The organism is Pedobacter jamesrossensis, assembly GCF_042650905.1.
In the GTDB taxonomy this organism is placed as follows: Bacteria; Bacteroidota; Bacteroidia; order Sphingobacteriales; family Sphingobacteriaceae; genus Pedobacter; species Pedobacter jamesrossensis.
Window position 1 is genome coordinate 101,723 of record NZ_JBHSBY010000022.1, and the last position, 26,682, is coordinate 128,404.

16 protein-coding genes and 1 pseudogene are annotated in these 26,682 nt (G+C 35.1%); 3 read left to right on the top strand and 14 right to left on the bottom strand.

Features of this window, described 5'->3' with window-relative positions:
* Positions 1 to 64: 64 nt before the first annotated feature.
* From ACFOUY_RS03940 to ACFOUY_RS03970, 7 genes are all read right to left on the bottom strand, one after another.
* Positions 65 to 2,464: an ABC transporter permease gene (locus ACFOUY_RS03940; RefSeq protein ID WP_378959158.1), complete on the bottom strand. Its 2,400-nt coding sequence runs from the start codon at positions 2,462 to 2,464 to the stop codon at positions 65 to 67.
* A 97-nt stretch (positions 2,465 to 2,561) separates the two neighbouring features.
* A complete protein-coding gene (locus tag ACFOUY_RS03945) occupies positions 2,562 to 4,940 on the bottom strand; it encodes an ABC transporter permease (RefSeq protein ID WP_378959159.1) in 2,379 nt (792 codons plus the stop codon).
* Between the two features lie 100 nt (positions 4,941 to 5,040).
* Positions 5,041 to 7,416, bottom strand: a complete 2,376-nt coding sequence (locus ACFOUY_RS03950; RefSeq protein WP_378959160.1) for an ABC transporter permease — start codon at positions 7,414 to 7,416, stop codon at positions 5,041 to 5,043.
* Between the two features lie 88 nt (positions 7,417 to 7,504).
* A complete protein-coding gene (locus ACFOUY_RS03955) occupies positions 7,505 to 9,874 on the bottom strand; it encodes an ABC transporter permease (protein ID WP_378959161.1) in 2,370 nt (789 codons plus the stop codon).
* A gap of 213 nt (positions 9,875 to 10,087) precedes the next feature.
* Positions 10,088 to 10,786: an ABC transporter ATP-binding protein gene (locus tag ACFOUY_RS03960; protein WP_378959162.1), complete on the bottom strand. Its 699-nt coding sequence runs from the start codon at positions 10,784 to 10,786 to the stop codon at positions 10,088 to 10,090.
* Between the two features lie 8 nt (positions 10,787 to 10,794).
* The gene (locus ACFOUY_RS03965; protein WP_378959163.1) at positions 10,795 to 11,100 is read right to left on the bottom strand and encodes a hypothetical protein; all 306 of its coding nucleotides are present in this window, start codon (positions 11,098 to 11,100) and stop codon (positions 10,795 to 10,797) included.
* Between the two features lie 87 nt (positions 11,101 to 11,187).
* The gene (locus tag ACFOUY_RS03970) at positions 11,188 to 12,432 is read right to left on the bottom strand and encodes an efflux RND transporter periplasmic adaptor subunit (RefSeq protein ID WP_378959164.1); all 1,245 of its coding nucleotides are present in this window, start codon (positions 12,430 to 12,432) and stop codon (positions 11,188 to 11,190) included.
* A gap of 301 nt (positions 12,433 to 12,733) precedes the next feature.
* Between ACFOUY_RS03970 and ACFOUY_RS03975 the strand changes: the two genes are divergently transcribed.
* The 3 genes from ACFOUY_RS03975 to ACFOUY_RS03985 all read left to right on the top strand — a co-directional run bounded on the left by ACFOUY_RS03975 (position 12,734) and on the right by ACFOUY_RS03985 (position 18,082).
* The gene (locus ACFOUY_RS03975; protein ID WP_378959165.1) at positions 12,734 to 14,143 is read left to right on the top strand and encodes a sigma-54-dependent transcriptional regulator; all 1,410 of its coding nucleotides are present in this window, start codon (positions 12,734 to 12,736) and stop codon (positions 14,141 to 14,143) included.
* Between the two features lie 82 nt (positions 14,144 to 14,225).
* A complete protein-coding gene (locus ACFOUY_RS03980) occupies positions 14,226 to 15,584 on the top strand; it encodes a sensor histidine kinase (RefSeq protein ID WP_378959166.1) in 1,359 nt (452 codons plus the stop codon).
* Positions 15,585 to 15,895: 311 nt separating this feature from the next.
* Complete coding sequence (locus ACFOUY_RS03985; protein WP_378959167.1) at positions 15,896 to 18,082, top strand: bifunctional alpha,alpha-trehalose-phosphate synthase (UDP-forming)/trehalose-phosphatase; 2,187 nt, start codon at positions 15,896 to 15,898, stop codon at positions 18,080 to 18,082.
* 256 nt (positions 18,083 to 18,338) lie between these two features.
* On the opposite strand, the gene ACFOUY_RS03990 is transcribed toward ACFOUY_RS03985, so the two are convergent.
* The 7 genes and pseudogenes from ACFOUY_RS03990 to ACFOUY_RS04020 all read right to left on the bottom strand — a co-directional run bounded on the left by ACFOUY_RS03990 (position 18,339) and on the right by ACFOUY_RS04020 (position 26,579).
* Positions 18,339 to 20,123, bottom strand: coding sequence for a glycoside hydrolase family 15 protein (locus ACFOUY_RS03990; protein ID WP_378959168.1), 1,785 nt, complete (start codon positions 20,121 to 20,123; stop codon positions 18,339 to 18,341).
* 252 nt (positions 20,124 to 20,375) lie between these two features.
* Entirely contained in the window at positions 20,376 to 21,644 is a 1,269-nt protein-coding gene (locus ACFOUY_RS03995) for a glucose-1-phosphate adenylyltransferase (RefSeq protein ID WP_378959169.1), read from the bottom strand.
* Positions 21,645 to 21,652: 8 nt separating this feature from the next.
* Positions 21,653 to 23,065, bottom strand: a complete 1,413-nt coding sequence (locus tag ACFOUY_RS04000) for a glycogen synthase (RefSeq protein ID WP_378959170.1) — start codon at positions 23,063 to 23,065, stop codon at positions 21,653 to 21,655.
* A gap of 414 nt (positions 23,066 to 23,479) precedes the next feature.
* A complete protein-coding gene (gene cobA / locus ACFOUY_RS04005; RefSeq protein WP_378959171.1) occupies positions 23,480 to 24,274 on the bottom strand; it encodes a uroporphyrinogen-III C-methyltransferase in 795 nt (264 codons plus the stop codon).
* 402 nt (positions 24,275 to 24,676) lie between these two features.
* Positions 24,677 to 25,018 (bottom strand): hypothetical protein, encoded by a 342-nt coding sequence (locus ACFOUY_RS04010; RefSeq protein WP_378959172.1) that lies wholly within the window; start codon positions 25,016 to 25,018, stop codon positions 24,677 to 24,679.
* 12 nt (positions 25,019 to 25,030) lie between these two features.
* Complete coding sequence (locus ACFOUY_RS04015; protein WP_378959173.1) at positions 25,031 to 25,492, bottom strand: hypothetical protein; 462 nt, start codon at positions 25,490 to 25,492, stop codon at positions 25,031 to 25,033.
* Positions 25,493 to 25,569: 77 nt separating this feature from the next.
* Positions 25,570 to 26,579, bottom strand: a pseudogene (locus tag ACFOUY_RS04020) (bestrophin family protein).
* Positions 26,580 to 26,682: the final 103 nt, after the last annotated feature.

Sequence of the window (26,682 nt, forward strand, 5' to 3'; positions counted from 1 at the left end):
GAAAAGCAGAAGACTAAAGCACCTGCAAATCGCTTTAAGCTTTGGTCTTTTTAGCTTTCCGCTTTTATTCATATTTAAGTGCATCAATGGTATTAGCTCTTGCTGCTTTAAACGAACGGAAACTAACCGTAATTAAAGTAATCAGCATTGAAATAATCATAGCCAAAACGAAAGGCCAAATGCTTAAATCTATCCGATAGGTAAATGTTGAAAGCCATTTAGAAACGAATAAATAAGCTAGTGGCCAGGCAACCAAATTTGCGATAAAAACCATCAGTAAAAATGAACCATTTAGCATTTTAACTAACTCTAAAGTAGATGCACCCAATACTTTTCTAATGGCAACTTCTTTAGTTCTTTGTGTTGCTACAAATGAGATTAAACCAAATAAGCCAATAAATGATATAAAGATAATTACACCTGCGAACACCTTAAACAAAACGCCCATTACTCTTTCTGTTTCATAATATTTGCTAATATCATCATCAACAAAAGATGCTTTGTAGAAATTTTCGGGATAAGTGTCATTCCATATTTTTTCTACTTGAGGCATGATGGATAAAATTTGTTTGCTATCCATTTTAACGGCTAAATTTTGGTAATTCTCTTTTATTGAGGTAATCATTATTGGTGATATTGGCTCGTGTAAACTTAAATTATTAAAATCTTTAACTACGCCAACAATAGTCCCGGTTTTTCCCCAAATGGTAATTTTTTTCCCTAAGGCATCATTAAAATCTACAACGTTGAGTTTTTTTAATAGCGTTTCGTTCACTACCAATTCTCTTAAAGTATCACTTTTAGCAAAACCTTTACCTGCTACAAAAGTCAACCCAAAGGTTTTGAAATAATTTTCGTCGGCAAGTTTAGTATTTGCTTGAAACTTTGCCTTTTCAGTACCATTATATCTAAAATTGCTTTCGTTATTATTATTTGATGATGGCGGATTTCTGCAAAAGCTTGTTGTTAAAACGCCTGGTATTTTCGAAATTCTATCTTGTAAAATCTGGTATTTCATTACACTCAAACTATCGTTACGCACACTTACCATAGCAATTGCCGATGGATTGAAACCTAATGGTTTTTCCCTCATGTAGTTCATTTGTTTTAATACGACAAGGGTACCAATAATTAAAATGACCGTAATAGAAAATTGAACGACAACCAAAACCTTACGTAAACTTAAACCACCTGTATTGGCAGTAATTTTATTTTTAATCGCCAAAGCCGGACTAAAACCAGACATAACCATTGCAGGATAAAAACCAGCCAAGAAACTAACCACCAGTACCAACCCAACCATAAAAACAAGAATGCTTGGGTGGCTGATGATGCTGAAAGAAATATCATCGTGAAATAAATTTTTCATTCCAGGTAGGGCAATTTCAGTTAAAATACAGGCTACAATTAACGCAAACACACTAATGGTTAAAGTTTCGGTTAGAAACTGGACAACTAATTGTTTCCTTAAACTGCCCATTACCTTACGAACGCCAACTTCTTTACTTCTACTTACCGCTTGCGCAGTTGCCAAGTTAATAAAGTTGATACAAGCCGTTAATAGCAAAAAAGCGCCGATAATTGCCAAACCGTACAACTGTTTCTTCGGCATAGTCTTGTTTGCAAAATTGCCTAGATTTTCGTTATAATGAATATCGCTTAACGCTTGTATGCCATTTTCTTCCTTAAACCCTAAGTCTTTATGGAAATATTTTTCTGAGAATTTAGGCAAAATACTACCCACTTCTTCAATTGAAACACCCTTCTTTAACATGAAATAGCATTCATCGTTTGATGATGTAGATCCCCATTCTTTAAAATTAGGTCCGTTATAGTTTTTAAAAGTTTGATAAGAAACCACAATACCTAATGGAAAAGAGGTATTATCGGGCATTTCTTGTAAAATACCCGTTATGGTGAAGTTCTCTCTATTTTGAAAATTTATGGTTTTACCAAGCGCTTTATTCCAATCGCCAAAAAGTTTTGTAGCCATATCTTTTGATAAAACGGCTGTGTTAGGTTGGCTTAACGATTGAACGGGGTTTCCTTGTAACCACTCGAAACTCATAATTTGAAAAAACTCAGGTTCTGCATAAAAAATATCTTCCAGGCTCTTTATCTTTTCTTTGCCGGCCTCGTCTTTCACTTTTATAATTCCACCATCTTGACGGATAGCCCCAACTTTTTCTATTTGATTTTTGAAATCATTTCTTAATGCTGCAGGCGCTGGTTGTGGTACGCCTTGCGATTCTTCAAATCCATCAGCAGTAGTCCAATTAGTGGTTAAACGATAGATTCTATCTTCATTTTTAAAGCCCTCATCAAAGCTCATTTGATAACGGATAAAAATAAAAATCAGAATACAACTCGCCATCCCAATGGATAAGCCAAGAACATTTATAAATGTGTAACCCTTGTTTTTCCAAAGGTTTCGCCAGGCGATTTTTAAGTTTAATTTCAACATCTTTGTAGTATCAAGTATTTAGTATCAAGAGCGAAAAGCAGAAAGGCTAAAGCTCATATAAAGCGCTTTAAGCTTTGGTCTTTTAGCTTTCAGCTTTTTATTCATATTTTAAAGCATCAACAGGGTTAGATTTTGCCGTTTTATAAGCTTGAAAACTCACCGTAATTAAAGCCAACAATAATGTACCAACTGCAGCAAGAGCCATAATCCACCAGCTAATATTGGTATGAAATTCGAAATTATTAAGCCATTTATTCATTGCATAATAACTTATCGGAATGGCGATTACAATCGCTACAGCAATCATTTTAATAAAGGAGAATGAAAGCAACTGCATCAAATTTGCAACCGAAGCACCTAAAACTTTACGTACACCAAATTCTTTTGTCCGCTGCTCAGCGCTGTAAGCCACCAATCCGAATAAGCCTAAACAAGAAACAAAAATTGCTAAGCCACCAAAGAGATTAGAAAGAATGCCTAAAGTTTTTTCTGATTTATACTTTTCGAGGTATACAGTATTTAGAAAATTAATTTCGACAGGATAAGCTGGATTTATAGCTTTTGTAATTCTGTTAATCGTTTCAATATTACTTTGCGTGCTGTTCGAATTATTTAGGCGCATGGTTATTGCACCAGTTTGAGCTGCATTTAAAAAAACAACTTGTGGATTATTGGATTTGTATGGAGAATCCCAAACATAATCATCAAAAACCCCTATGATAAATGCCTCTGAACCAAAAATCTTCACTTTTTTTCCAATGGGATTTTTATAGCCGAAAACTTTTACAGCAGAAGCGCTCACCATGACTCCACTCGTATCCGAAGCAAAGCTTTTTGAAAAATCTCTCCCTTGTAATAATTTTATCCCATTGGTTTTTATGAAATCGTAGGTTGTAGCAACCTGATTAAACATCACCGTATTTTGGGGCGAAGTCATTCCGTCCCAAGCTACATCCATAAAGTTTCGACTACGGTGCGAAAGACCAATCGACGATTGATACATTGAAGTAACTGCTCCCGATTTTAGCATTTCTGCTTTAAATAATTCGTATTTCGTTTTTAATTCGCCGTCTTGAGGAATTTCGACTAAAGCATTTACATCAAAACCAACTGGCTTATTTTTAATGTATTGAATTTGTTTGTAGATAACCAAAGTGGAAATAATCAGAATTATTGCGAAACAAAATTGCCCAACAACCAGCACTTGTCTTAGGCTAATTGATAGTAACCCCTTAGAACTGATTTTTCTTTTTAACGTTTGAATTGGGTTAAATGATGACAAATAAAATGCTGGATAACTACCTGCAATTAAACCTGTGGCCATTACAATTCCTAAAATCCCTATCCAACTGGCCGCATTAAAATACGTAATACCTAAATTAATATTTAATAATTGGTTAAATGCTGGCAGGCAGATTTCTAATAATGCAATGGCTAAAACCACAGCCACCAAAGTAAGCACCATCGATTCGGTTAAAAATTGAAATATTAACGAAGTACGATTTGCACCAATTGTTTTTTTAATTCCTACTTCTTTAGCTCTCTTTTCTGATTTGGCAGTTGCCATGTTCATAAAATTGATGCAGGCAATTAATAAAATTCCAAAAGCTAAACCCATAAAAAGCCAGATTTGCTCTATATCGCCACCTGCATTTTTGCCGTTTTCAAACTTTCCGTAAAGATGTAATTTGCTCGATTGATATAAAAAATGTGGCTGCGATTGTTGATTTTGAACGGTATTTGCCTTTACTAAAGCTTCAACCTTACGATTAACTAAATCAATATTTGCATTTGGGTCGATCGAAACCATGGTTACAAAACTGTAATTATTCCAGTTTATGTTTTTTGCACTGGCATCAACAATTTCGTAAAATGACCATGGCATTAAAAAATCGAAACGATTAGAACTGTTTTCGGGTAAATCTTTAATTACACCTGTAATGGTTAGATTTTCCTTATCCTGATAGCGAACGGTTTTATTTAACACATCGGCTGTGCCAAATAAGGTTTCTGCTGTGCTTTCTGTTAAAATTACAGATAGTGGACTGCTTAATGCCGTTTTTTCATCACCAGAGATGAATTGATAATCATACATTTTAAGAATATCAGGCTCTGCGAATTTCGAATCTTTTTTATAGCTATTTTGTCCGTTTGCAATTAGGCTCTTTGTACCATAATTCATTCGGGCAACGTATTTCACCTCTGGTATATTTTGTTTTAAAAGTGGGCCTAATGCGGTAGTAGAAGCACTAAAAGTGCCCGCAATTTTATTTCCCTCACCTGGAATATTTGTCATTACGGAATAAACATTTTTCCAATTTCTGGCTTGCTTATCGAAATTCCATTCGTATGAAACGTATAACAGCAACATCAAACAGGCTGCAAGCCCAATTGCCAAACCAATAACATTGATAAAAGAAGAAGTTTTATTCTTCCAAAGGTTTCGCAAAGCGATTTTTAGGTTTAATTTGAACATTTTTAGAGTATCAAGTATTGAGTATCAAGAGCTGAAAGCGAAAAGCAGAAAGACTAAAGCACCATTCAAATCTCTTTTGGCTTTGGTCTTTCAGCTTAAACTATTCGTATTTAAGTGCATCAACAGGATTAGCTTTTACCGCTTTTTTAGCCTGAATGCTCACAGTTATTATGGTTAATAAAATGGTAATTACGCCGCTTGCTAAAAATGGTCTTATCGATAAATCGATTCGGTAAGCAAAGGTTTCGAGCCACATTTTGGTTAAAATATAAGCCATCGGCCACGAAATAAGATTGGCCAAAACCACCATTATAAAAAACGAACGGTTAATGAGTTTAAAAATTTGAACATCACTTGCACCCAATATTTTACGAACCGCAATTTCTTTTATTCTGCCACTGGTAATGTATTTAGCAAAGGCAAACAAACCTAAAATAGCAATGAAAATGGTTAACAAAGCCGCAGCAAAAAACACGGATTGCAATTGCTCTTGCTTTTTAAATAGTTTACCATACAAGTCATCTAAAAATTCATATCGAAAATCTTCACCATCTTTTGGATTAATGTTAATCCATTGTGATTTCAAAGTTGCTATGACTTCGGTCATTTTACTTTCATCAACTTTAATCATGATTTGAGTTTTATAATTCCCGCATGAATTTTTAATAGCATAAATAGTTGGCTGAACGGCGCTTTCAAAGCCCTGAGCTTTAAAATCTTTAATTACTCCAACAATTTTATAATCCATATTGCAACCTCTTATCGTTTGCCCTACGGGATTTTTAATTCCGTATTTTGCAACAGCACTTTCATTAATTATGGCAGAATTAGCCGTATCGGTTTTAAAAGAACCAGAGAAAAAACGCCCATCATTTAACTTGATATCAAGCGTTTCAAAATAATCGAAATTAACATCTATAAAATCAATATTGGCCTCCACACCGTTAACAGTATAGCCATTTGAACCATTTTCTGCGCCATTTGGAATATCAGTAGCTACCGTAGCAGACTTAATTCCAGGGATTTTCAAGAGCCTCTCTCTTACTGGTTCAAAAACCTCCGGCTTATTAAAAAGCGCTATATTTTTTATGTAAACCACTTGATTAGCCGAAAAACCTAAATCCTGGCTCCGCATATATTTCAATTGAGAATTGATAATGAATAATCCAATAATGAAAATAACTGCTACGCTAAATTGAAAAACTAACAGACCATTACGTAACCATGAGCTTTGCTTACTTGTAGAAAAATTGCCCTTTAGTACGAGTGAAGGTTTAAAACCAGATAAAACCATTGCTGGATAAATACCTGCAATTAATGTAATTGACAATAAAACTAAAGGCAACTGCCAAAATAAATGGTTATCAATATGCCAAATAGATAAATTAAGTTGAAAAAGGTTATTGAAATTGGGCAAAATTAATTCCGCTAAAATTAAAGCCAAAATTGTTGCAGCAAAGCACTGCATAAAAATTTCAACCAAAAACTGCGATGTTAACTGGAAACGATAAGCACCCATTACTTTTTTAACGCCAACTTCCTTAGCTCTTTTAGTAGCTTGAGCAATACTCAAATTTGTAAAATTGATGCAAGCGATAACCAAAATTAAAATTCCCAAAACGGATAGGGCAATTAATATTTTGTAAGGCGCATCGTTACCTGCTTTTGGCCTTAAATGTAGATTAGAAAGTGGGTCTAAAAATGTAGATACGTTTTTGATTTCTTCTATCGTTTTTTTATCGGTTTCGCCTTTTAAAAGTTCAGCTCTATACAAATTGGTTATTTTTTGTTCGAGATTGGCAATATCAGCTCCTGGTTTTACCTGAATATATGTCGTGTAGTTATTGTAGCCATAATTCTCTCCTTTTCCTAATTCATTTCGGATAGAAATTCCATCAAAAATTATGTTCGAATGCAAATCTTTTTTTATCCCTCCGTCGATTCTACTTGTTATACCAGAGTTGCTAGGCCCAATACCCACCATTTCAGGTTTATTGTCTTTCTTATTTGGAAATAGAGTTTTCATATTTTCACTACTTAAATAAGAAAGTCCTTCAACATCTCCGGCAGGTTTTTCTAATCCATTATTTGGTTTAAGATTGAGAATCTTTGCAGCATTATAATCTGCCTGCATAAAGTTTTTGGCAAAAACGGTGTTTTTATCCTTTTTCATGACCAATTCAAAAAAGCCACCTTTAGTAATCCCTGCTAATTCAACCTCAGGAAAATTTTGCTTGATGGCTTTTGCGAAAGGCGGCGATGTGTAGTTGGTTTTAAATTCTGGATAAATTCTGCCTACAACGTAAATATTTTCATAATTCGGGTTCGACTTATCAAAACTGGTTTCGTAGGTAAAATACATCGTTACCAAAATAAAAGCAGCTAATGCAATAGCCAAACCACCAACATTAATAGCTGTAATCCCTCTGTTTTTCCAAAGGTTACGCAAAGCGATTTTTAAGTTTAATTTGAACATGGTAGTATCAAGTATTTAGTATCAAGAGCTGAAAGCGAAAAGCTCCTTGCAAATCGCTTTCAGCTTTGATCTTTAAGCTTTCTGCTTTTTATTCGTATTTCAATGCATCAACAGGGTTCGCTTTCGCCACTTTTACCGATTGAATGCTTACAGTTAAAACTGCAATAATTACCGATATGCTGGCTGCTGCGATAAATGGTAGTGCAGAAATTGATATTCGATATTCAAAAGCAGAAAGCCATTTATTTATAATTACATATGCCAAGGGAAATGCGATTACATTAGCTATAGCCACTAGTTTTATAAAATCTTTATTTAAAAGTGTAAGGATATTTGCAGTGCTTGCACCCAAAACTTTACGAATACTGATTTCTTTTTTACGCTGCTCTGCCATGAAAAGCGCTAAGCCCAACAAACCCAGGCAAGAAATAAAAATCGCAAAACCACCAAACCAGTTAGATAGTGTACCTAATAGTTTTTCATCCTGAAATTTTACTTCGAAAGATTCGTTTACGAAAACGCGTTTAACAGGATAATTAGGCTCCATTTCTTTTACCAGTTCATCAATTTTTGTTAAGGAAGAACTTATATTTTGATTAGGATTTAAACGAGCTAATATCACATTGGCGTTATCATTGGTTCTTAAATGGAAAATCATAGGTGCTACTTTTTGGTAAGCACTTTCTACCACGAAATCCTTAACTGTACCAACAATATTTAACTTAAATCCCCAGAAAGTAATTACTTTTCCAATTGGATTTTTTAAGCCCATCATTTTTATAGCAGCCTCATTAAGCATTACATTACTCGTATCAGTAGGGAATTTCGGAGAAAATTCTCTACCGCTGGTTAAAGATGTTCCCATGGTTTCAATAAAATCGTAACCTATCCCTCTATGATTAAATGAAATATTTTCATTGGGATTTTTTCCCTCCCACTGCACATCAGTTGTATTATTTCCGCCCTCGGTTACATCCGAACTAAAAAAGGTAACATTAGTGGCTGCGCCAGATTTTATCAGTTGAGTTTTAAGCAATTCAAGTTTACCTTCATCACGCATTTTACCTTCAACCTTTATTTGAATTAAGTTAGATTGGTCATACCCAATTGGTTTATTTTTAACATAGGTAAGTTGTTGGTAAATTACTGCTGTACAAATAATTAGGCAAGCAGCAAAAACAAATTGGCCCACAACCAATACTTTGCGTACCGAAACGGATGAATCGGTTTTTATTTTGAAACCTTTTAATACTTTAACAGGCTCAAAAGAAGAAAGATATAAAGCCGGGTAACTGCCGGCAATTAAACCGGTAAATGTCATCAAAGCGAAAAGCCCAATCCAGAAATTAATGTTTCTGTAATCAATTAGCAATTTGATATTTAATAAATTATTGAAATAAGGTAAACTCACCTCAACCAAAATAAAGGCTAAAACCGTTGAAATAAATGTAATCAGCAGCGATTCTAAAAAAAACTGACTGATTAGCGATTTCCGTGTTGAGCCAATTGCTTTACGAATACCATCTTCTTTTGCTCTACGTTCAGAACGGGCAGTTGATAAATTCATGAAGTTAACACAGGCGATTAACAAAATGCAAAAGGCAAGCAACAAAAATATTTTAAGCTGGTCTATTTTGCCGCCTACCGATTTACCATTCTCAAAATCGGCGTACAAATGCCATTTAGTTAATGGATGAAGACTTGCAACGGCCAAATTATCTTTCTGATTGCGTTTGTAAATGTCTGTCATCATTGCTTTTGCCGCCGGAAAGAAATTATTATCCTTAAGCTGAACAACCGTTAAGCACATATTATTACCCCAGTTATTCTCTTTTACCCAAGTTTCTCTTTTCTCGAACAAAGCCCAAGGCATGATACAATCGAAAATGATACTGCTATTCGCTGGTACATCTTCAATTATTGCTTCAACTTTTAAAACATCCTCATTTTCTAATTTTACGGTTTTATTAATCGGGTCTTCGTTACCAAATAATTTTTCGGCAAAAGATTTTGTTAGGATAATAGAATTAAGGTTTTTTAAAACTTGTGCAGGATTGCCTTTAATAAATTTATAATCGAATACTTTAATAAATTTATCATCTGCAAAAACCGCCTTACTACCCAATTTATTATCGCCAACGGTAATTAATTGCGGTTTTGGATAAGTTGAACGCGATGCATACTTAACGCCAGGAATTTTTTCTTGCACTTCTTTTGCCATCACATTCGGGGTCCAAGGCCAGCTAAGTGTTTTACCATTTGCAACTACACTTTGATAAATCACATAGGTTTTATCATTATTGGCAAATTGCTTGTCGTAACTCCACTCGTAAGCAATATATAAAAGCAAAATCATACAGCTAGCTAAACCAATGGCCAAGCCACCAATGTTTATTAGTGAAAATCCTTTATTTTTCCAAAGGTTTCGCAAAGCGATTTTTAAGTTGAGTTTGAACATTTTATTAAGGTTGAAGGTTGAGGGTAAAAGGTTGAGGGTTTGGGCGTTTTAACCTTACGCCTTAAACCTTCTACCCTTTAACCTTTTTCGCCTAACCCGAATCTTCCCATCCAGGAAGATATCGGTTGGCTTATCATTAACTAAAACTAAATTCTTTTTCATTTAGACTTTTGCCTCTTATTCTCCTCCCTTTCGGGAAGGTTGGGCGGGGCTCTATATCAATTCCTCATTTCTACTTTTGTTTATCTTTTCAGAAATCACATGCCCATCTTTCAGGTTAATGATTCTGTTGGAGAAACTTGCATCATGACTGGAGTGTGTTACCATTACGATGGTGGTTCCGGTTTCGTTTAACTCGCAAAGTAATTCCATTACTTCGTTACCATGAGAGCTATCTAAGTTACCGGTTGGCTCATCGGCTAAAACCAATTTTGGTTTAGTAACCAAAGCCCTGGCAACGGCAACACGCTGCTGCTGACCACCAGAAAGTTGCTGTGGAAAGTGCCCGCTACGATTAACGATGTTCATTCTTTCGATAATTTCGTTAACCAGTTTTTTACGCTCTCCTGTAGGAATTTTATTGTAAATTAATGGTAATTCTATGTTTTCGAAAACGGTTAACTCATCTATTAAGTTAAAATTCTGGAAAACGAAACCCATATTTCTTTTACGGAAATTGGAACGCTCTCTATCATTTAAAGTTAAAAGTTCGGTGTCGATAAACTTGTAACTTCCGCTTTCGGGTTTATCTAATAAACCCATTACGTTTAATAGAGTAGATTTTCCGCAACCCGATGGTCCCATGATGGAAACGAATTCGCCTTCTTTTACATGAAGATTAATTCCATTAAGTGCAGTAGTTTCTACTTCTTCGGTTTTGTAAACTTTTTCTAAGTTTTCTATTTTAATCATGAAGCGATTTATTTGATAGTAAGTTTGATATTATTGGTTTGTGCCTTTTTTAGTTCGACTTCAAAATCCTTTTTCCCAAGTTTTTTATGATAGATTTTAAATTTATAAACACCAGGCTGTAATTGTATTTCAGTAGAATCGGTTTTTAATTCTATGCTAAACTTTAGTTTACCATCTTGAACCAATTCAATTTTTTCCAGCAGAGATAAATCTCCAGTCGTCGTAAATTTAGCTTTAGCAAAATTTGCATCAGCATTCTTTACCGATTTGCTATAAATATTCATTTCATAGCTTACACCATTTTTTGTATCCATCCAATTAGCTCCTTTTTAAAAATGCTTTGTGAATACGCTAAAAACGAGATACAAACTAGGGCCGTTGTTATTAAAATTTTATTCATGTTATTTATTGATTTCTACTTGGTCGTACTGATTAAATTGGTCGTAAGAAGAGGTGATTACTTCATCGCCTTTGGCCAAACCATCCAATATTTCGTAATACAGGTAATTTTTTCTTCCGATTTTAACGTTTTTCTTAATTGCTTTACCATTGCTTACCACAAATACCCACGAGCCTCCTGTACTTTGGAAAAACTGACCTTGAGCCAGCAGCAATGATTTACTGTTATCAGATAAAGTTAATTTGGTTTGTAGCGATAAACCGCGACGCAAACCCTCTGGCGCTGGCCCTTTAAAAACCATTTCTACCTGAAACTGACCAGCAGTAACCTCTGGGATGACCTTGCTAACTGTTAAATTGTATGTTTTACCATTGAATTCGCAACTTGCGGTTTGTCCCTCTTTTACACGATTGATATAATATTCATCAACACCAGCCTGCAATTTGTAACCTTGTAAAACATCAATTTTACCAATCATCTCATTGGAATTGTAAGATTTTCCAATTACCGGGTCGTAAGAAGAAAGCTTACCAGAAACTGGCGCTTTTATCGTCATGTTTTCAATGTTTTTACGAATCATTTCCAAACTCTCGTTCATTTGTCCCATCGATTGGTCGATTTGAGAAAGTTGCATTTTACGGCTTTGGTTTTCCTGCTTAATCGCCTGACGAACAATTTTTAATTTACCCTGATAATATTCGTAATCCTGACTCGATTTATTAAATTCTTGAAGAGTAATTACTTTTTTTGCAAAGAGCGAACTATCTAAATGATATTGGCGAGATGCGGTTCTTAAACTATTCTCAACATCCAAAACATCCTGATTTAAAACCCTTTGATTTTGCTCTAAATCCAATCTCGATTTACGCAACTGATTAATTTGTTCGGTTGCAGCCGTTTGGCTGGAGGTATAACTCAACATCGCATTTGAGTTAGAGATTCTTAATAGAGGTGTTCCTTTCACAACAGATGCACCATTTTCAGTAAAAATTTCAGCAACCGTACCGCCCTCCGATGAACTTACAATAACCGAAGTTAAGGGAACAACACTGGCGTTTAATAAAACTACATCTTCAAAATCGCCATATTCTACTTTGCTAATGGTTAATTTCTCTGCATCGGCACTATATGTTTTCTTTAGCGATAAAGTGTAGCCATAAATTACAACTGCTACAAAAGCAATCGCTCCTCCTATTATAATTAAGGTTTTAGTGCTAAATCTTTTCTTCTCTATTTTCTTATCCATTGTTCGGTTGTACTGTTTGGTTTGCTTAATAACCAAGCTTGTGCCAAAGCTAAAAAATACAATTAAAAACCTAATAATCAATACCTTAAAAGTTTTAACAATTTTATTATGTTCATTATCGAACAGTTTATGTGCGAGAGCGGACAGTTTAGTTAAATTTACCCCCAGCCCCCTAAAGAGGAAGCTAAAAGCATGGTGGACTTGCAGGGCGATTATTAAAAGGTAAAATCAAATCTTCACAATCTGCGATTATTTTACACCTTGCAATAACTTTAATTTACTAATAAATTAGATACTTTCTATGAACGATAAAACGGGAAAGCCCCCTTTAGGGGATTGGGGGTTAAACGCCACAGTTTTAATTATCGATGACGACGACGACATTCTTTTGAGTGCCCGTTTGTTTTTGAAACAACAAGTTAAGCAGGTTATTACCTGTAAATCGCCAAAAGAGATTAATGTTCTATTGAGTAAAAATGAGGTTGACATTATCTTGCTGGATATGAATTACCAAAAAGGAGCTAGCGATGGCAGAGAGGGATTATACTGGTTGGAACATATTTTATCTATCGATAAAGATTATGTAGTTATTTTAATGACTGCTTTCGGAAATGTAGAACTGGCAGTTAAGGCCATTAAAACTGGCGCAACAGATTTTATCCTAAAACCATGGGAAAACGAAAAGCTTTTTGCTACCATTTCAGCTGCATCAAAACTGCGAGAATCGAATAGAAAAGTTAAAAAATTAGAGAAAATTCATTCTTCCTTGCAAAAAGACATGACTCGTGGTTTTGAGCATATTGTTGGTAAGGCAGAAGGAATAAAGCAACTTCAAAACACTTTGTTAAAGGTTGCTCCAACCGATGCGAACGTTTTAATCTTAGGCGAAAACGGAACTGGAAAACAGGTTTTTGCTTATGAAATTCATGGAAATTCGCAAAGAAAGAACCAGGTTTTTATGCATGTTGATTTGGGTTCATTAAATGAGAATTTATTTGAAAGCGAACTCTTCGGCTATGCAAAAGGTGCATTTACCGATGCAAAAGAAGATAAACCTGGTCGTTTTGAATTGGCTGATGGCGGAAGTATATTTTTAGATGAGATCGGAAATTTAACCCCACCGTTACAAGCAAAGCTTTTAAGCGTTTTGCAAAACAGAACGGTAACTCGTTTGGGTGAAAGCAAGGAAAGAAAAGTTAATGTTCGTTTAATCACAGCCACCAATATGCCTTTAAACGAAATGGTGGCTAAAAACACTTTCCGCCAGGATTTACTTTTCCGCATTAATACGGTTGAACTTTTATTACCACCGTTACGAAAACGAGGTACAGATATTTTACTTTTAGCTAATCATTTTATGCAGGTTTTTAGTTCGAAATATCATAAAGAAAGCAGAAGTTTAAGCACCAAAGCAGAAGATGTACTTTTGAACTATAAATGGCCTGGAAACGTTCGTGAGTTACAGCATGTTTTGGAACGTGCTGTGATTATGAGTGATAGCAATGAAATTACAGAAGAAGATTTGCAGTTAAGCCCGCAGCGATTTGCACAAAATAATTCTATGCCCGATGAAATGGCCCTTGGAGATATGGAAAAAATGATGGTACAAAAAGCTATCGATAAACACAAAGGAAATATATCAAAAGCTGCAGCAGAATTAGGTTTAACCCGGGCGGCTTTATACAGGAGAATTGAGAAATTTGGAATTTAATTAAGGTGTATGGTAGAAGGCGAAAGGTTTAATTCGCAAACAAACCCTCCGCCTTTTAACCCTAAACCTTCAAGCCTTAACAATGTTTTACAAACGCTTTACTTTTCGTTTAATATTTAGATTGCTGGTTATCAATTTACTAGCCTATCTCCTGTTTTATTTAATTCGAAACACGCAACTTTGGTTTACCATTATTGGGGTAAGTTTAATTCTGTTAGGCACAATAATTTCGCTCTACTACTATATTAATGACATCCGTTCAGATATTAAACGCTTTATTTTAGCGGTTAAAACTCGCGACCATACACTAAACTTCAAAAATAAAGCTACAAAAGGAAGTTTCCCTGAATTGTATGAATCTTTTGGCGATATTCTGTTAGTTCATAAGCAAATTCGGCTAGAGCAAGAGGCCATATTTCAATTGATTAAGACCATTTTAGAACAGGTTCCCGTTGGCGTAATTGTAATTAACAACACTGCAAATGAAAACGAAAACGAAGAAATTGCTTTCTTTAATCAAGCGGCATCCAATCTTTTAGGCGTACCCGCATACAAATATTGGCATCGTTTAAAGCAACATTTACCTGAATTTGCTAATGAAATTGAACAGATATCCTCTGGAGGAAAAAGATTTTTGGAGCTTAAAATTCAGGAGAAGCTCATCCAACTTTCTACTGAAGTTATTCCATTAAATCTTTATGGTAAAAACTACACAATTATCAGTTTCCAAAATATTAAGGATGAAATTGAACAAAAAGAGACAGAAGCCTGGAATCGGTTAATTGGCGTTATCTCACATGAAATTTTGAATTCTATCACACCAATTAGTTCTTTATCTGATACGATTAATAGCATGGTAACTGATAAGAAAAACCTTGATGTGGATGAAATGGAAGATTTAAAAACGGCATTACAAACCATTAAACGCCGTTCATCAGGACTTTTAGATTTCGTTAAAGATTATCGCCTGATTGCAGAATTGCCAACACCTAGCCTCGAATCGCATACCATTGGCGAGATTTTAAAACACATCAAAGTATTGATGCAGCCTTTTGCAAAAGTTAAAAATGTAGTTTTAGATGTTGAACAAACTTCATCAAAAATTACCGTTCAGCTCGATTTAAAACTAATTGAGCAGGTATTGATTAACCTCATTACAAATAGCATTTACGCTGTTGAAGAAAACGAAATGCCCCATATTTCTGTAAACTATCGTTTGGAAAACACTAAACTCTACATCGATGTAACCGATAATGGAAAAGGCATCGATTCTTCAGACCTAGAAAAGATTTTCGTTCCGTTTTATACCACTCGCAAAAATGGTTCTGGTATTGGTTTAACCATTAGCAGAAATATTATGAAAATGCATCGAGGTAGTATCGAAGTTGTTTCCATACCTAATGAACAGACAACTTTTTCGCTAATGTTTAATTACGTGTAGCATTTGAAATTTTTCTTGTAATAATGCAATGCCGTCATTCTTACGTATGCGGGAATCTTAAAGCTTTAGTTAGGATATATTTTTAAGCTTTCTATAGCATTACGATTTCCGTTTTCAAGGAAATTATGAACTATCAAAATATCTTTCTGTTAATAAATTTCGAAACTTGTTCTAATACAGCACCATCTGCGCTTATCATTTTATCCGTGGTTGATATTTCTAAAAAATCATTTCAATGTTTGTTTTGAAACAAAATTCAAACAAATTATGTTTAAATGGCTTTTATTTATGTGGATACATCAAATACAAGCATGAAAACAGTTATAATATCGAACAGACTACCCGTTAAAATCATCGAAGAAAACAACGAGTACACCTTTATTCCAAGCGAGGGAGGCCTCGCGACGGGCCTTGGAGATGTGTACAAAACAGGCAACTCCATCTGGATTGGCTGGCCAGGAATTGAGGTTCCAGCAGAACGGCAGCAAGAAGTAATAGACAAACTCGAAAAACTTAATCTCTACCCCGTATTTCTAACTCAAGATGAAATAAATTTATACTATGAGGGATTTTCAAATGAAGTTTTATGGCCGGTTTTTCATTACCTCGTTACTTACGCCCATTATGAACAAAGTTACTGGGATTGCTATAAATCTGTAAACGAAAAATTTGCCAAAGCAGCATTAAAAGTACTTTCAGAAAAAGATAAAATATGGATACAAGATTACCAGCTTCTACTTTTATCAGGAATTTTGCGTGATAAACTCCCACAATCAACCATTGGATTTTTTCAGCATATCCCTTTTCCATCTTACGAAATATTCAGATTAATTCCATGGCGAGATGAATTACTGAATGGAATGTTAGGCGCCGATTTAATCGGTTTCCACACCTACGATGATGTTCGTCATTTTTTAAGTACGGCGACCAGATTGCTACCTGTAAACTCGTCGGCAAATGTTTTAAACAGCCATGAAAGACAAATTGTTGTAGAGGCTTTCCCGATGGGAATTGATTTTGAAAAATTCTCAAATCTACCATCTTTTAACGATGTGCAAACAGAAGTAGAATATTTTAAAGCAGGAAAAGAAGATTTAAAAGTAATTCTTTCTATCGACAGATTAGACTATAGCAAGGGGATTTTGGAGCGTTTAAAGGCTTTAGAATTGCTGCTGCAAACCCACCCTGAATATATCGGCAAGATTGGTTTATATATGATTGTGGTTCCATCGAGAGATACCGTTCCACAATACAAAGATTTAAAAGAACAAATTGACCAGTTTGTTGGTAATTTGAACGCTCGTTACCGCTCTATAAATTGGATTCCAGTAAATTATTTCTACCGTTCATTTCCTATCGAAGTTTTATCGGCACTTTATTCTACCGCTGATATTTGTTTGGTCACGCCTATGCGTGATGGTATGAATCTGGTGAGCAAAGAATACGTGGCCAGTAGAAATAATAACGATGGCGTACTTATTTTAAGTGAAATGGCTGGCGCATCGAAAGAATTAACAGACGCCCTAATTGTTAACCCAAATAACATGGGTGATATTATGGAGGCTATTGTTGTGGCCCTAAAAATGCCTTTGGAAGAGCAACAAACTCGTATGAAAGCCATGCGGGAAATTGTAGAAAAATTCAATGTTAAACATTGGGTTAATAATTTTATTTTAAGACTAAACGAAGTGAAAGATTCTCAAAATTCATTACTTACCAAACACGCAGTTAATTTAATAAACGAAAACATTATTGAAAGATATCACGAAACCTCCAATCGAGTGTTATTTTTAGATTACGACGGAACTTTAGTTGATTTTGCTGGAAATATTGATGATGCATCACCAGATGAAGAACTGTATAGTTTAATTGAAAAGTTAACTACTGATGAAAAAAATAGCGTTGTAATTATAAGTGGAAGAAGAAACGAAACTTTAGAAAACTGGTTCGGGCATTTAAAAGTAGATTTAATTGCAGAACATGGTGCTTGGCAGAAAACACATGGCGATAAATGGAATTGCCTACCACTCCTCACCGACCAATGGAAACAGGAAATGAAGGCCATTTTAGAAACTTATACGGATAGAACACCAGGTTCTTTCATAGAAGAAAAAAGTTATTCTTTAGTTTGGCATTATCGCAAAGCTGAAGAAGGCTTGGGAGATTTAAGAGCAAACGAAATTATAAGCCATCTAAAAATTTTAGCAGCAGATAAAGGATTACAACTAATGCCTGGCAATAAAGTTATCGAATTTAAAAACATGGAAGTGAATAAAGGAAAAGCTGCTTTAAATTGGCTTTATAATAAAAATCCTGATTTTATTTTAGCACTTGGCGATGACCATACCGACGAAGATATTTTTAGAGCTTTACCAAATGATGCTTTTACAATAAAAGTTGGCAACCATATTTCTGAGGCAAAATATTATTTAAATGATTATAAAGAAGTAAGGAAGTTACTTTGGAATTTGGTAAAAGAAGAAATTATCGTAAAGTAATGTTTCTGAAAGCTTATCGGCAAATGTTAATATTTTACATCTAAAGAACCCAATTCCATGGTCTGTGTCTTCACAGAATATTATAATTCTTTCAATTAATTTTCAATCTGTAAAACAGAAAGAGATGGTAAATTAATTAGGCCGTATAACAAATTAATAGATATTTATCATTTTGAGCTTGTCGAAGAACCTTTTACTACAAAGACATTTCAACAAGCTCAATATGACAAGTTTTAACAAATCCGAAAGAAATAATCTACAAAAATATTGGTCTATCTAATTTAATTGCAATGCGATAAGCCGCATTCATTAAACCAACATGACTATAAGCCTGTGGGAAATTCCCCCACTGACTACCCGTTTTAGCATCAACATCTTCGCTAAAAAGCAATAAATGGTTACAGTACTTAATGATATGTTCAAATTCTTTAATCGCTTCATCGACCCTGCCTACGCAAGCTAAAGCCTCTACATACCAAAAAGCACAAATCAAAAATGTTGTTTTTGGCTTACCGAAATCGTCGGCATGTAAATAGCGATAGAATAAGCCATCTTCAGTTTTGAGTTCTTTTTCCAATGCAATTAAATGGTCTTTTGCTCTATCAGATGCCGAGTCTAAATAGCCCATCATTATTAATTGCAAAGTACTCGCATCCAAGTACGGACTATCAACTGCATTCGTATAAACTTTCCTTTCGGGGTCGTAACAAGCTTCTATATGTGCTGCCGCTTTATCAATTAAAATCTGTGCACGTTCTTCAAAATCTTTAGACCCAATAGTTTTAGCCATTTTTAAAGCCGCCTGAGCACCTGCCCATTGAAACAAATTACTGTAGCAATGCATGTTGGCAATATTTCTAAATTCCCAAATTCCCGCATCTTTTTCATCAATTGTTCTTTCAATTTTTGATAAAACACTTTCAATCCATTTTACTGAATCGCTACGCTCCGAAAACACGAAACGATGGTCGGTGTAAAGCGGTAACATCGAAGTTAAAACCTGACCATAAATATCATTCTGAATATGCTCATAAGCCTGATTACCAACTCTAACTGGCTGTTCACCCAAATATCCCTCTAAATGATCTAAAGTTTTTTCGGTAATTTCACGCTCACCAGCAATGCCATAAAGCGGTTGATAACGTGTATCTTCATTATGAGAAATATCAGATAAGTAATTAAAATACTTCTCCATTTCTTCAAAATGACCGATATGATTTAATGAGGTAAGTACATAATGAGAATCCCGTAACCAGCAATAACGGTAATCCCAATTTCTTGTACTGCCAGGTGATTCTGGCAAACTCGTTGTACTTGCAGCGATTATTGCCCCAGTATCTTCATATTGATGGATTTTTAAAACCAAAGCAGAACGAATTACAAAAGGTTGATAAAAACCAGCAATGGATGAATGTTTAATCCATAAACGCCAATAACCAATCGTTTCGCGAAGAAAATTCTCGGCAGTGCTAATTATAGGCGCCTCCAAATTCTGACCATAAGTCATGATTAGATATTTTACCTCATTCAATACAAAGGCTTTTTCATCGAGAATGTATGTTGTTGAAATGTTCGTGCTTAGTCTAATGTTTTCATCACATCCAGAATAATCGATGTGATTACTGCCTCTGCTTGCTCGCATTTTACCTTGGCCATAATCGCAAACGGGTTCACATTTAATAGTAATTCTCGGATTTCCATCTAATGGTTCTATTTTTCTGATGAACATTAAAGGCTTAAAATATCTTTCGTAAAGGCGAAAACGTGGCGCAAAATCGGTGATGCGATATTTACCATCTTCAGCGGTAATTTCTGTTCTTAAAACGTTGGTATTTTCGATATAATACTGCGTTGAAGAATATTCGCCTTGTGGTAAAATTGAAAATTCGCCACCTTTTTTCTTGTCCAGCAAACTTCCAAAAACGAAAGGGCTATCAAAACGTGGCCAGCAAAGCCACGATATATCTGTATTTTTATTTACATGCGCCAAAAAAGCACAGTTTCCTATTATTCCGGTTTGATAAAGGTGTTGTTCAGCCATAAGCTATTTTTATGTATATATAAATTAACAAGCCTATGCCTAAAATGTTGGAAAGAATGTGAAAAAGCTATAATTATGAATTTCAGATTAGGTATTTTAACTGGAGCAAACCATTGTTTGTAAGCCTGATGGAAATTTTTCGATTAAACCATAGGGTTTCAAAAACCTTATAGGTTTGATTTGATAGGGTGGCGCACAAAAAAACCAGTCCCAAAAAAATGGAACTGGCCTTAGTTAATGATAATGATTATCTTAGATTACGGTTCCGCTTTGTAAAACAGCACCCTTTTTAACTACAACGATACCATCTTTAACAGCATAGGTTTCGAAATCGCCATCTTCTAAATGCGAACCGCCATTAATTTTTACATCGTTACCAATGCGGCAGTTTTTATCAATTATGGCATTGTTAATGTAACACCTGTCGCCGATACCAATTAGCGCATTTCCTTTGCTCGTTTCAGATTGAATTTCCTCTAAAGTTTGATAACGGTCACTACCCATAATATAAGCATTAGTTACCACAGTATGTTTGCCAATACGGGCACGAATACCTAAAACAGCATGTTCTACCCTACTCGCTTGCACAATACAGCCTTCGGCAATAATCGCCTTTTCTAAAGTTGTGCCCGAAATTTTCGATGGTGGCAACATCCTTGCTCTTGTAAAAATGGTGTGGTTACTATCAAACATATTGAACTTAGGAATTTCATCTGTTAAGCCTAAGTTAGCCTCAAAAAACGATGAAATGTTACCAATATCCGTCCAATAACCTTCGTATTGATAGCTTAAAACTCTACTATTCTCAATTGCTCTTGGTAAAATTTCTTTACCGAAATCTTTTTCCTCTTCGTTTTCATTCAGAATATTAATTAAATATTCACGATTAAAAACGTAGATACCCATCGATGCTAAGAAGTTACGCCCCTCACTTTGCATTTCCTCGCCAGTATCAGAAACCCAATCCTCTAAACCCGTTTTAGGTTTTTCAGTAAATGAGGTAATCATGTTATCCTCATCAGCCTTTAAAATACCGAAATCAGTTGCATCTTTCGCCGTAACCGGGATAGTTGCGATGGTAATTTCTGCATTAGCTTCAATGTGTTTTTCAATCATTTCCTTAAAATCCATCTGGTACAATTGGTCTCCGGAAAGAATTAAGATGTAATCAAACTCATGAGAAACAATGTGGTGCATACATTGTCGCACCGCATCTGCAGTTCCTTGAAACCAACCAGCGTTTTGAACTGTCTGCTCAGCTGCAAGAATATCAACAAAAGCCGTACTAAAATGGCTAAAGTGATAGGTGTTTTTAATGTGTTTATTTAGGGATGCCGAATTAAACTGTGTCAGCACAAACATACGGTGGATGCCAGAATTAAGGCAATTTGAAATTGGGATGTCTACCAACCGATACTTACCAGCAATTGGAACTGCCGGTTTAGAACGTGTTTGTGTGAGTGGCGATAGTCTAGAGCCCTGGCCACCGCCAAGGATAACGCCTAAAACTTTGTCAATCATGTTTAAGCTTATTTTAATATTTGGTATAATTCTATGTAATTCGTTGCTGCCTTATCCCACGAATGGTCAATCTTCATCATTGTTTTTCTAACAGTTTTAAAAGCTTTTTTATCATTATATAATTCTACAGCTCTATTTATGGCGTGTGTAACATCCCAAATACTGGTTTGGTCGTGACAAATACCGAAGCCACCATCACCAATATCAATTACTGTATCTTTCAAACCACCTACTCTACGTACGATAGGAACTGTTCCATATCGCAAGGCGTAAAGTTGATTCAAGCCACAAGGCTCTACCCTAGATGGCATTAAAAGGAAATCTGCACCTGCATAAATTTCGTGCGAAACTTGTTCGTTGTAACCGATATATGCATTGTATTTTCCTCCGTAAATATCTTTAAGCTGATTTAATCTGCCTTCTACCCAACTATCGCCCGAACCTAAAACCAATACATTTATGCTATCGCCGTGTTGTTGTAAAGCGGTGTAAAAAATATCTGGGAGCAAATCAGCACCTTTTTCATCAACCAATCTGCCTATAAAAGTAAAAAGTGGTTTAGAAGAATCTAATTGAAAAACATCGCAAAGTGCCTTTTTGTTTGCGGCTTTTCCAGTCTCAACTGTTTTTAAATTGTAACTTTTTCCAAGCATGGGGTCTGTTTCCGGATTCCAAACTTCGCTATCAATCCCATTAAGTATACCTACAGACTTCCAACGCTCCTGCCTTAATAAACTTTCCAATCCACGGGCATTATCCATCATTTCATCTAAATAACTAGGCGAAACCGTCGTAACCCGCCAAGCACATTTAATTGCGGCAGCTAAAGGATTAATTGAATCTTCCCATCCTAGCAAACCACCTTTCCATAAATCGAAAGCAGGTAAATAGTATAATTTATCCCAGCCAAACTGGCCTTGGTATTGTGCGTTGTGAATGGTTAAAACAGTAGGAACTTTACTTATTATTTGGTATTTCAGGCAATTTGCAACCATAAACGGAATTAAACCGGTATGGTGATCATGGCAGTGAATTACATCTGGTTGATGCTCCCATTGTGCAATCCAATCTAAAGTAGCAATCTGAAAAGCTACGAAACGCTCGGTATCATCTCCATAACCATAAACATTCGGTCTATCGGTTAATCCTTGAATATGAACTAAGTATAAATCAAAACCCAGTTTATTAGTTTTCTCTTTTAAAATTCTGTATCGAAAATGATTATTGCCGTAATTCGACCAAGCGTCGTAAGCAACTTCAAATTCGCTTTCGCGAATGAATTTTGTATCGTATGCGGGAACAACCACTTTGGCAATGTGGCCTATTTTATTCTGGTATTTCGGTAAAGCCCCAACCACATCAGCTAATCCGCCAACTTTTGCAGCAGGGTAACACTCGGCGCTTATATGTATAATTTCCATCAAATATTTGGTGTAGATAACTTTGTTAAGTTACTAATTGTTTTGTGGTTTGCAAATAATGGAAAAATAAATTTTGAATGATATTTTAAAATTAGGAAGTTAAAGTTTTTGAAAGTGAATGTTCCGTAAGTCGTGGCAATTTTAGTCCTGCTTTTTGCTGCAATTTTTTTGTTAATTCCTAATAATGCTGAGGCAAGAAGCATCTGTTTCATCGTTTGCAGATGCTTCGTACCTCAGAGGTTGCTGCAAACAAAAAAGATTTCCACTTCCATCAGGCTTATTAAACAAAAGCTTGTTTATCACGCGGTGCATTACCGACCCTATTTAAAACTGCAGGATATAAGTAAAAAAAACCGCATGGCTCGCACCTGCGGTTTTTACAACAAAACAAATAAATGTGGTTTAAGTTAATTATTAATATTCTTCAGCAATAATCTCGTAGAAATCTCTGATGGGTTGAAACTGGGGATGCAATGAAACCACATCTCCAAAAACTAATAAAGCCGGAGCCGTTATTCTTTTATCTTCAACAACTTCTGCAATGGTATCAACAATGCCTACAGCAATTTTTTCATCAGGTGTAGAACCATTTTGAATAACCGCTACAGGTAACAATCCTTTGCTTTCAGCTTGAAAAATAGCTGCAATTTCTTTTACTTTTTCAATTCCGTTAAGTACTACGATTGTCGCCTTAGTTTTTGCGGCGATGAATAAATCTTCAGAAATTTCTCCTTTAGAATTTGTTCCGGTAACTGCCCAAAAGCTTTCGCTTAAATCTTTATAAATCATAGGTATTTTCTGCAAACTTGGCGCACCAGTTGCACTAGAAATACCAGGGATAATTTCAGTTGGAATGCTGTAAGATTCTGCAGCATCAATTTCTTCGTAACCTTTGGCGAAAAAAAATGGGTCGCCACTTTTTAAACGTACAACATGACCGTAGTTTAAAGCGTAATCTACAATCAGCTTATTAACTGCATCTTGCGAAAAATCTTCATCATCGCTACGTTTACCTACGTAAACTTTAGGAATACCATCTGGTGCATGACATAGTAAAGCTTCGTTCACATTTGCATCGTATAAAACAACATCAGCTGTTTTTAATGCTTTAACACCTTTTAAACTAAATAAATCCGGGTCGCCAGGACCGGCACCTATTAATGTAATTTTTGGTTCAATGTTCGCTTTTTCTACTTTACTTAAAATCATGACAGAAAATTTTAGCTCGTTTTTAATCTTATTAATTATTCAAATATACAAAGTCTATAGAAATTGTAGTAATTTATTTTAAAATAATTTTTAGCTTGTATAAAATTGTCATTGCGAGGTACGAAGCAATCTTTTTTAATAGATTGCTTCGTACCTCGCAATGACGACCGCCAAGGTTAAAATTTATTAAACAAAAAAGTATTAGCGAGACGCTAAGAATTAAACTAATGCCCGTCATTTCGACTGGAGTGCAGCGAAATGGAGAAATCTTTTAAGGTAGGTTATAGCAACGTTAAAAGATTTCTCGGCTGCGCTCGAAATGACGATGATAGGTTGAAATTGTAGATAAAAAGCCTTCAGAAGAATGCTAAGATTTAGTATAGAGGATTTATTTCAGCCTACTCAATTCTGCTTAAAATAGTATCCAAGGTCACTTGATATGCTAATCCGTGGTTTCCCCAAAAAAAAAGGTCTGTATAGTTTAGTTTGAAAACCTAATTCATGAGTATTAAATGTAATTCTCGTTCCCTCTATCTTATAAGTACCACGACCCCACGTATCACTTTTAAAATCCCCATTGTTCATTAGAATTAATTTATCACCCTCATTTGGTCCTTCTGGAACCGCAAGAGGAAAATCATAACTATATGATCCTGAAATCAAATTTGCAGTGTAAAAATTGTCATAGCAAAATGAGATAATTAGGATGACAAAAAGAACTGCTAAAACTATTTTAAAATTCATATCATATTAACCTTACTTACAAGGTACTTCTACGAAAGTAAATTTGCCTGCCTCATAATTAATAGGTTTCCCCTTTACGAAATAAGATCTTCCTAAAGTTGTTTCAATTTGGGCTACACCCATAACTAGTTTGCCGTCTTTTTTCAAGAATGCTAATGGATTGGTAAAAGCTTTTGTGGTATCTGTACCTGTGTTAAAGCGATAATCAACTAATAGAGTATCTCCGCTAAACTTACCATCAATTTTACCGTTGTTCTGTGGCTTTTCTCCATATTTAATTAATAAAGAACCAGTAACTTTTCCCGATGCCATTGTTTTGACAATCATGGCAGCACTATCTTTTTCAAAAGATGCGGCATAACAAGTTTGATTAATCACAGAATCTTTAGCTATATCTGCTTTTTTATCGGATTGATTGCAAGCAAAAATAAACGGAACAGCAACAAATGCTAAGTATAAAAAATTTCTTTTCATAATTGGGATTATTAGGTTTCTGATTATAGTATAGTAATGAGATGAAAATTTTAAACTATTTCCATAACAGAATAAATTTACATCAAAATATTATTTTCTGGTGTTAATGCCGGAGGTAAATTCGTTTCATTTAACATATCTCTCATATCTATTTCGATGGTTCTAGAAATATTGGTTATTGGAACATCGTTCGCATTTCCTTCAAACGGGTTACTAGATGCCTCTCCAACTCTATCCAACGAGTTAAATACCCAAGTTAGTAATATTGCAAAAGGAATATTCAGCCAAACCGAATACCCTTCAATTAGAGTACCATTTCCTAATTTATTAAAATCATTTAGTAAACCATAAGGCACCAAAAACACGAATAAATTAAGCATGAAAGTAGCAATTGAAGAAAAATGACGCGGGTAAGGAAAATTTTTAATTCTCTCGGCCTTACCTTGATTATCGTAGAAATTACCAATGGCATTTTGTAATGATTGTAATTGCAAATCTGAAAAACTTCCTATTGCGGCCAATTTATTAATATGGCTCGATTGCAAAGCCATTAACTGTGTGGCTCGATTTTTTTTACCCAAAACATAAGTCAATTCCTCTGGTGAAAGATATTGAGCCAAGACTTCTTCTAGTTTATCTGTTCGTTCGGCATTGTGAAACAGTTTAGCATATTCGGCATTTGCCGCATCTGTCATATTTTCCCATGTTCTTGGTTCCCTTAATTGGAACCGGAGTGCAGTAAGCCAGGCAAAGTGCCGATAAAAGATAATTTTTACTTCTTCCGATTTTTCTTTCGATGCCAGAAAATCTCTAACCATTACACCAAAACTTCGACTCGAATTTATAATTCCCCGTAAATTGTACGAGCCTCCCAGAGCCTGGCATAACTGGCATTATTTTTAAAACCAATGACAAATGAAACTGCTGTACCCAAAAGCGCAATGGGAACCCAGGATATGGAGAGGAAAGTTAGACCGCAAAAATGATAAAGTATTGTAGGAATTACAGCAAGTATAGTTAATCGATATATATCGCGGCGAGTCCACAGGATAAATTCTTTTACAGAATATTTTTTTCCGGCATGCATAAATTTAGGCTTTGATTTGGGATATTTTTGGGGTGTAAGCGAAGATAAATATTTTTATAAAATTGGTCTTACATCGCCATAAATTTATTTTAGGGTGTTAATA